Source organism: Falsiroseomonas selenitidurans, from assembly GCF_012103215.1.
GTDB lineage: Bacteria > Pseudomonadota > Alphaproteobacteria > Acetobacterales > Acetobacteraceae > Falsiroseomonas > Falsiroseomonas selenitidurans.
In genome coordinates this window covers 1-7,765 of sequence record NZ_JAAVNE010000098.1, presented here as the reverse complement: position 1 = coordinate 7,765, position 7,765 = coordinate 1, and the positions used below count along the sequence as shown (strand labels likewise).

7 protein-coding genes are annotated in these 7,765 nt (G+C 72.3%); 3 read left to right on the top strand and 4 right to left on the bottom strand.

All coding sequences use genetic code 11. From position 1 onward, the window contains the following. From HEQ75_RS27195 to HEQ75_RS27185, 3 genes are all read left to right on the top strand, one after another. Nucleotides 1-1,047: type VI secretion IcmF C-terminal domain-containing protein (locus tag HEQ75_RS27195; protein ID WP_328735018.1), on the top strand; the 1,047-nt coding region annotated here is incomplete at its 5' end. A gap of 1 nt (nt 1,048) precedes the next feature. After that, nucleotides 1,049-1,561 (top strand): type VI secretion system-associated protein TagF, encoded by a 513-nt coding sequence (tagF, locus tag HEQ75_RS27190; protein WP_168035263.1) that lies wholly within the window; start codon nt 1,049-1,051, stop codon nt 1,559-1,561. Then, nucleotides 1,558-2,265 carry a PP2C family protein-serine/threonine phosphatase gene (locus tag HEQ75_RS27185; RefSeq protein ID WP_168035262.1) on the top strand — a complete coding sequence of 236 codons (708 nt, stop codon included), beginning with the start codon at nt 1,558-1,560 and terminating at the stop codon, nt 2,263-2,265. The genes tagF and HEQ75_RS27185 overlap by 4 nt, the downstream gene beginning before the upstream one ends. A 286-nt stretch (nt 2,266-2,551) precedes the next feature. Here the strand turns inward: HEQ75_RS27185 and HEQ75_RS27180 are convergent, their stop codons facing one another. From HEQ75_RS27180 to HEQ75_RS27165, 4 genes are all read right to left on the bottom strand, one after another. Beyond that, a complete protein-coding gene (locus HEQ75_RS27180) occupies nt 2,552-3,520 on the bottom strand; it encodes a Bug family tripartite tricarboxylate transporter substrate binding protein (RefSeq protein WP_168035261.1) in 969 nt (322 codons plus the stop codon). 107 nt (nt 3,521-3,627) lie between these two features. Continuing rightward, complete coding sequence (locus tag HEQ75_RS27175; RefSeq protein WP_168035265.1) at nt 3,628-4,107, bottom strand: ureidoglycolate lyase; 480 nt, start codon at nt 4,105-4,107, stop codon at nt 3,628-3,630. Between the two features lie 136 nt (nt 4,108-4,243). Next, nucleotides 4,244-5,449: an acyl-CoA dehydrogenase gene (locus HEQ75_RS27170; RefSeq protein WP_168035260.1), complete on the bottom strand. Its 1,206-nt coding sequence runs from the start codon at nt 5,447-5,449 to the stop codon at nt 4,244-4,246. A 242-nt stretch (nt 5,450-5,691) separates the two neighbouring features. Then, the coding region (locus HEQ75_RS27165; RefSeq protein WP_209318808.1) for a DEAD/DEAH box helicase at nt 5,692-7,765 on the bottom strand (2,074 nt) is incomplete at its 5' end.

Sequence of the window (7,765 nt, the reverse complement as noted above, 5' to 3'; positions counted from 1 at the left end):
CAGGCCGCCGCCGCCGTGCCCAGCCGGCTGGCGGCCGCCATCGGCGCCGCGGCGCAGCCCTCCTCCGCCGCGCCGGTGGCGCTGGTGGTGGAGGAACGCTTCAAGCCGTTGCGGGAGGTCGCCGGCCAACCGCTGGACGGCATCCTGGCGACGGTGAACGAGCTGTATGTGCAGGTGGCGCGCATCGTCTCCTCGCCGCCCGGCACGGTCATCCCGCCCAGCCCCGGCCTCGACCCCGGGCAGCGCCTGGCGGCGGAGGCGCAGCGCGCGCCGGAACCGCTCAGCCGCTGGCTGCAGACCCTGGCGCTGTCCACCGCCACGGCGCGCAGCGGCGGCGCGCGGGCGGCGATCGCGGCGGCCGGCGGTGCCGCGCTGGCGCCCTTCTGCCGCGGCCTCGAAACCCGCTTCCCCTTCCGCCAGACCATTTCCGCCGCCGATACGCCCTATGACGATTTCGTCCGCCTGTTCGGCCCCAGCGGCGTCTTCGACCAGTTCTTCGCCCAGCATCTGCGCAACTTCGTCGACACCACCCAGCGCCCCTGGCGCCCGGTGGCGGCGGAGGGGCTGACGCCGCCGATCACGCCCGCGGACCTGATGCAGTTCCAGCGCGCCGCCGCCATCCGCGACGCCTTCTGGCCCGCCGGCCTGGCCGGCGCCGCGCTCGGCCTGCGCTTCGACCTGGTGCCCACCGGCATCGACCCCGGCGCCCGTTCCGCGGTGCTGGAGGTGGAGGGCAACCGCGTGGTCCTGGCAGGCGAAGGCGCGACCACTCGCCCCATCCCCATGGCCTGGCCCTCCCGCGCCGGGCTGACGCTGACCTTCGACCCGCCGAGCACTGCCGGTCCGCTGGCCATCGACGGCGCCTGGGCCGCCATGCGCTTCGTCGAGCGCGGCCGGCTGATCGCCACCCGCAGCCCGGACCGGCTGCGGCTGACGCTCCGCCATGGCGACCGCAGCGCGGAGTTCGAGCTGCGCGCCTCCTCCATCGTCCATCCCTTCGCGCTGCGCGAATTGCAGGATTTCCGCTGCCCGACCCTGGCACCGTGAGATGCCCACCGGCCTCCACGGCAAGCTGCCGGCCCATGGCGACTTCGTCCGCCGCGCCCTGCCGGAGGATTTCTGCCGGCCCTGGGATGCCTGGCTGCAGGCCAGCCTGGAAGCCGCGCGGGAGGCGCTGGGGGAGGCCGGCCTCGCCGCGTCCTGGGCGGCCGCGCCCGCCTGGCGCTTCCTGCTGCCGGCCGGCGCCTGCGGTCCGGGGCGGGTGGCCGGCGTGATCCGCCCCAGCGTCGACCTCGTCGGCCGGCGCTTCCCGCTGACGCTCGCCGCCAGCCTGGCGGCGGAGGACCCGGGCGAGCCCTGGTTCGCGGTTCTCGACCAGCTTGGCCAGCTGGCCCAGGCCGAAGCCTGGGACGCCGACCGGCTGCACCTATCCCTGCCGTCGCCCACGCCGGGCGCGCCGGCGGGCTCGCCCGGCTGGTGGCAGGCCCCCGGCCATCACTGGGCATTGCCGGGCCTGCCGCCCGCGGCGCAGTTCCGCGTGCTGCTGGAGGGCGGGGGATGAACGCGGTGCTGACCAGCCAGGCCGTCACCCACCGCGGCACCGTCCGCCCCCGCAACGAGGACGCCTTCGTCGACCGGCCGGATATCGGGCTGTGGGCGGTGGCGGATGGGGCAGGGGGGCATGGCGCCGGCGACGTTGCCTCCGCCGCCGCCACCGCTGCGCTGCAGGACCTGCCCCCGGGCCTCTCGGCGGCGGAGATGCTGGCCCAGGTGCGGCTGCGCATCACCGCCGTGCATGCCGATCTGCAGCGCCAGGCGCAGCAGGCCGGGCCGGGGCGGATCATCGCCACCACGCTGGCCGTGCTGCTGGCCCGCGGTGGCCACTATGCCTGCCTCTGGGCCGGCGACAGCCGCATCTACCGGCTGCGCGAGGGCAGCTTCACCCGCCTGACCCGGGACCACAGCCTGGTGCAGGATTTGGTGGATCAGGGGCTGCTGGATGAAGCGGCCGCCGAATCCCACCCCCAGGCCAATGTCATCACCCGCGCGGTGGGCGCGGAGGGGGTGCTGGAACTGGACAAGGCCAGCGCTCGCCTCGCCCCTGGAGACCGCTTCCTGCTGTGCAGCGACGGGCTCTTCAAGGCGGTGCCGGAAGGCGAGCTTGGCCAGATGCTGGCCGATGGCTTCGAGGCCGAGGTGCTGATCCGGGCTGCGCTGGCCTATGGCGCGCGGGACAACGTCACCGCCATCATCGTCCGCGCATGATGCTGCGCCCTCGGGCCCCGGGCAGGCTCGCCGCATGGGCGGCGGGCGCGGCCCGGGCTTCAGCATTTTCAAGCCTTGCGGCATCGCAAGGCGACCCGGAAAATGCGGCGGAACAATAAGCTGGAGCATTTTCAAGCCTTGCGGCACCGCAAGGCGACCCGGAAAATGCGGCGGAACAATAAGCTGGAGCATTTTCAAGCCTTGCGGCATCGCAAGGCGACTCGGAAAATGCCGCAGAACAATAAGTTAGAGCCGCTTCACCGTCCTCGCTTTCGGTGAAATGGCTCTAAAGCGCGATCTTCCCATCCCCCAGCACCGCCTTGTAGCGCTCGATTTCCAGCGCCAAGAAGGCCTGGAAATCCGCGCCGCGGCGGTTGGCGGGGATCGACCCGCCGGTGGTCAGGATGCGCTGGAAGGCCGGCGCGCCCATCGCCTGGTCGGAGGCGGTGCCGAGCCTCGCCACGATCGCCGCCGGCAGCCCGGCCGGGCCGAAGATGCCGACCCAGCTCTGCGCATCGATGTCGCCATAGCCCTGTTCCTGCAGCGTGGTCAGGTTGGGCAGGCGGCTGATCCGCGCCAGCGTGCCAGCCGCCAGCGGCCGCAGCTTGCCGTCCTCGATCAGCGGCCCGACCGTGTTGATGCCCTCGATCGTCATGTCCACCCGCCCGGCGATCAGGTCCGCCATGGCGGGCCCGCTGCCGCGATAGGGCACATGGGTGAACTCCACCCCCGCCTTCTGGGCCAGCATGGCGCAGGCGGTGTGGTGGACGGAGCCGATGCCGGCGGAGCAGAAGCTGATCGCCCCCGGCCGCGCCTTCGCCGCCGTGATGAGATCCGCGGTGGTCCGGAAGGGGGAAGCCGCGGGCACCACCAGCAGATGCGGGTGCACCGCCAGCTGCGCCACCGCCGTCAGGTCCTTCTGCGGGTCGAAGGGCAGGTTGGAGAACAGCGCGGCGGAAACCGCATTCGGCGTCGAATGCCCCAGCAGCAGCACGGACCCGTCCGCCGGCGCCTTGGCCACCGCATCGGCGGCGATGGTGCCGGAAGCGCCGGATCGGTTCTCCACGACGAAGCTCTGGCCGAGGATCGCCGTGTACTGCTCCGCAATGGCGCGGGCGACGACGTCGGTGAAGCCGCCGGGGGGGAAGCCGACCAGCAGGCGCACCGGCCGGTTCGGCCAGGCGCCCTGGGCGCGCAGGGCGGGAGCGGCAAGGAGGGAGAGCGCGGCAGCGCCCAAGGCGCGACGTGTGGGCATCTGGGATACTCCTGATGCGCGGAGCCTAACCCCGGCGCTTGCGGCGCAGCAATATGCGCGCGCTTACCGCCGAAGCGGGGCGGCAGGGGCGCGCCGCTTCAACCGCATCAGGCGGCCTCGATCGAGACCGGCTCCGGCAGGTTGGACCATTCCTCGTCATCGGCCTTCACGCCGGTGGTCCACATCAGCACGGCGAAGCGGCCGGGCCGATCCAGCGCCCGCAGCGGATGATGCCAGGTGCCGACATGGTAGTTCACCGCCTGGTCGCCGCGGACGAGGAAGGCGCGGATCGCCGCGGCATCCGGCTTCCCGCCCGCATCCGGCGCCACCATGACCACCCAGCGCGCCACATCCATCGGCGCGAAGCATTGGGATGAGCGGTTGTGCCGCTCCATCGCCGTCGCCTGCAGCGGCAAGGCCCAGGGCGCGGCGCAGGTGAACGACAGGCTCGGCTGGGTCGCGCCATCGAAGGCGCGGAGCGTGGCCGAGAGCGACACCCGCTCGCCCGGCGCCGGCGGATCGACCACATCGCCGAAGGGCGCGAAGGCGTCCTGCGTCAGCGGCTCCAGGGTGATGCGGCGGGTCATGCGGGCCTCTCTGCGATCCGTTGGGCCGGCCCTGTCGGGGAAGGTCCGGCGCCGGCGGCGCGTGACCGGGGTGGCATCCTCACCGCCCGCAGCCCCTTCCCCGGCCGGGGAAGGGGCTGCGGCGCCGGGGATGGGGTCAGCCGAAGGCGTTCAGCCCGGTCTGGGCGCGCCCCAGGATCAGGGCATGCACGTCATGCGTGCCCTCATAGGTGTTCACCGTCTCCAGGTTCATGACGTGGCGGATGACGTGGTACTCGTCCACGATCCCGTTGCCGCCATGCATGTCCCGCGACATGCGCGCGATATCCAGCGCCTTGCCGCAATTGTTGCGCTTGACCAGGGAGATCATCTCCGGCGCGACCTTGTGCTCGTCGAACAGCCGGCCGACGCGCAGCACGGCGTGCAGGCCGAGCGTGATCTCCGTCATCATGTCGGCCAGCTTCTTCTGGATGAGCTGGGTCTGCGCCAGGGGCTTGCCGAACATCTTGCGGCCCAACGTGTAGTCGCGCGCCGCGTGCCAGCAGAACTCCGCCGCGCCCAGCGCGCCCCAGGCGATGCCGTAGCGCGCGCGGTTGAGGCAGGAGAAGGGGCCGGCGAGGGACTTCACGCCCGGCAGGCGGTTCTCCTCCGGCACGAAGACCTCATCCATCATGATCATGCCGGTGATGCTGGCGCGCAGGCTGAACTTGCCCTCGATCTTCGGGAAGGTCAGGCCCTTCATGCCCCGCTCCAGCAGGAAGCCGCGCAGGATGCCCTCATCGTCCTTGGCCCAGACCACCGCCACATCGGCGATCGGCGAATTGGTGATCCAGGTCTTGGAGCCGCTGACCAGGTAGCCGCCATCCACCTTCTTCGCACGGGTGCGCATGGAGGAAGGGTCGGACCCCGCATCCGGCTCGGTCAGGCCGAAGCAGCCCACCCATTCGCCGGTGCGCAGCTTGGGCAGGAACTTCTGCTTCTGCGCTTCCGAGCCGAAGGCGTGGATGGGGTACATCACCAGGGAGGACTGAACGGAGAAGGCGGAGCGGTAGCCGCTATCGACGCGCTCCACCTCCCGCGACATCAGGCCGTAGGAGACGTAGGAGACGCCGGCGCAGCCATAGCCATCGAGCGTCGCGCCGAGAAAGCCCATCTCGCCGAACTCGTTCATGATCTCCCGGTCGAAATGCTCGTTCCGGTTGGCCATGAGCACGCGCGGCATCAGCTTTCCCTGGCAGAAATCGCGCGCCGCGTCGCGGATCATGCGCTCATCCTCGGACAGCGCCTGGTCCAGCATCAGGGGGTCGTCCCAGGTGAAGCTCGACGGGCTGGCCTTCGTGGGCACCGGGGTCACGACGTTCATGCATTCCTCCTGGCGGGGCGGGACGGGCTGATGAGATGGGGTCGCGGCGCGCCAAGGCCAGCCGCGATCCGTGAAACGGGGGTGCAATCTGGCGCGGCGGCGGCCATCGGGCAACCGTCGCGCCACGGCCGGCCGCCTGGCTCAGCGTGTGGGCAGGAACCGGGTCGGTGCATCAAGGCCCGTTGAAATCGCCGGAATCTTTCCGGCGACCTCGGCATTGTCGGGCATCGAGTCCCAAACCCTCAGGCCGCCTCCGCGTCCGAGGCCGCGTCGCGCCGCGGGCGGGGCAGCGGCAGCAGCATGAAGGCGGGCACGGCATCGCCGAAGCCGCGCGGCACGGGGCCGGCCTCCCGGTCCTCCCGCCGTTCCCGCCGCATCTCCTCGCGTCGGGCTTCCAGCGATTGCGGCGCCTCCCGCACGCCGGGGTCGCGGCGCGGATCGGGGCGGCCACCCTCCCGGCGCGGCCGCGTCTCGTCGCGCGGCGGGCGGGCTTCCTCCCGCGGCGGGCGGGCTTCGTCCCGCGCCGGGCGGGCATCGCGCCGCGGACCGCGATCGTCCCGCGGCGGCCGCTCGGCGCGCACGGCGTCCTCGGCCCGTGGCGGCGGGGCGTCGCGGCGCGGCGCCTCCCGGCCCCCATCGCGCCCGCGGCCGCCATCACGGCCACGGCCGGCATCGCGGCCCCCATCGCGACCCTTGCCGGCATCGCGCCCGCCGGGGGCGGGGCGGCCACCGCGGCCGCGACGGGCCTTGGCGCCTTCCTCGATCTCCTCGGCCGTCACCGGGGACAGCCCCTCGATCTCCATGCGCGGGATCGGCTTGCCGGTCAGGCGCTCGATTGCCGCGACGGATTTCGCATCCTCCGGCGCCGCCAGGGAATAGGCATGGCCCTGGCGCCCGGCGCGGCCGGTGCGGCCGATGCGGTGGACGTAGTCCTCCGCATGGAACGGCACGTCGAAGTTGAACACATGGCTCAGGCCGCCGATGTCGAGCCCGCGCGCGGCGACGTCGCTGCACACCAGGATCTGGATCTCGTTCGCCTTGAAGCGGTTCAGCGTCGCGAAGCGCACCGACTGCTCCAGGTCGCCATGCAGCGCGCCGACCGAGAAGCCGTGCCGCTTCAGCGACTTGTACAGGATGTCGACGTCGATCTTGCGGTTGCAGAACACCAGGGCGTTCAGCACCGCTTCCTTGTTCAGCAGCTTGCGCAGCGCTTCCCGCTTCTCATGCGGGTGTACCCACATCAGGCCGGTGGTGATGGTGGTGGCCACCGTCGCGGGGGCGGAGACGGTGATCTCCCGCGGGTTCTGCAGGAAGGCATCCGCCAGGCGACGGATTTCCGGCGCCATGGTGGCGGAGAAGAACAGCGTCTGGCGCATCCGCGGCAGCATGGAGACGATGCGCTCCACATCCGGGATGAAGCCCATGTCCAGCATGCGGTCGGCCTCGTCGATGACCAGCACCTTGCAGTCGGCCAGCAGGATCCGGCCGCGGTCGAACAGGTCCAGCAGCCGCCCCGGGGTCGCGATCAGCACGTCCACGCCCTTCTCCAGGACGTCGCGCTGCTCGTTCATGCTTTCGCCGCCGATCAGCAGCGCATGCGTCAGGTTCAGGTGCTTGCCGTACTTCACGAAGTTCTCGGCCACCTGCAGCGCCAGCTCGCGCGTCGGCTCCAGGATCAGGGACCGCGGCATGCGCGCCTTGGCCCGGCTGCCGGCCAGGATGTCGAGCATCGGCAGGGTGAAGCCGGCAGTCTTGCCGGTGCCGGTCTGGGCGCAGCCCAGCACGTCGCGGCCCATCAGCACGATGGGGATCGCCTGTTCCTGGATCGGCGTCGGGTGCAGGTAGCCGGCTTCGGACACGGCGCGCAGGATCGGGTCGGACAGGCCCAGATCGGCGAAGGTGGTCCGCGCGGGTTCCTCGGCGGCCTCCTCGGCCTCCTCGGCCTCGCGCTCCGCGGCCTCCTCGGCGCTTTCGCCGAAGGGCGCGGCCTCGTCCTCATCCGCTGCCGGCGCGTCCGAGGCCGGCTGGTCGGCATCCTCCGCCAGCGCCACCTGCGCCACCGGCATCTCGGCCGGAGGGGCGGGCGGTGCGGCGGCTTCCGCGACGGGTTCGGCCGCAGGCGCGGGTGCCGCGGCCTCCGCCACTTGGGCGGCGGCTTCGGCCGGCGCACTCTCGGCCGGCGCATTGCTGGCCGGCTCGGGCTCGGCGGGCGCCGGGATGCTCACGGCCACGGCGGCGGCCGGCTCGGGCTCGGCGGGCGCCGGGATGTTCACGGCCACGGCGGCGGCCGGCTCGGGCTCGGCAGGCGCCGGGACG

Coding starts and splice junctions, on each gene's coding strand:
- HEQ75_RS27175 (WP_168035265.1), bottom strand. CDS start 4,107: ATGACCCGCCGCATCACCCTGGAGCCGCTGACGCAGGACGCCTTCGCG.
- HEQ75_RS27170 (WP_168035260.1), bottom strand. CDS start 5,449: ATGAACGTCGTGACCCCGGTGCCCACGAAGGCCAGCCCGTCGAGCTTC.
- tagF (WP_168035263.1), top strand. CDS start 1,049: ATGCCCACCGGCCTCCACGGCAAGCTGCCGGCCCATGGCGACTTCGTC.
- HEQ75_RS27180 (WP_168035261.1), bottom strand. CDS start 3,520: ATGCCCACACGTCGCGCCTTGGGCGCTGCCGCGCTCTCCCTCCTTGCC.
- HEQ75_RS27185 (WP_168035262.1), top strand. CDS start 1,558: ATGAACGCGGTGCTGACCAGCCAGGCCGTCACCCACCGCGGCACCGTC.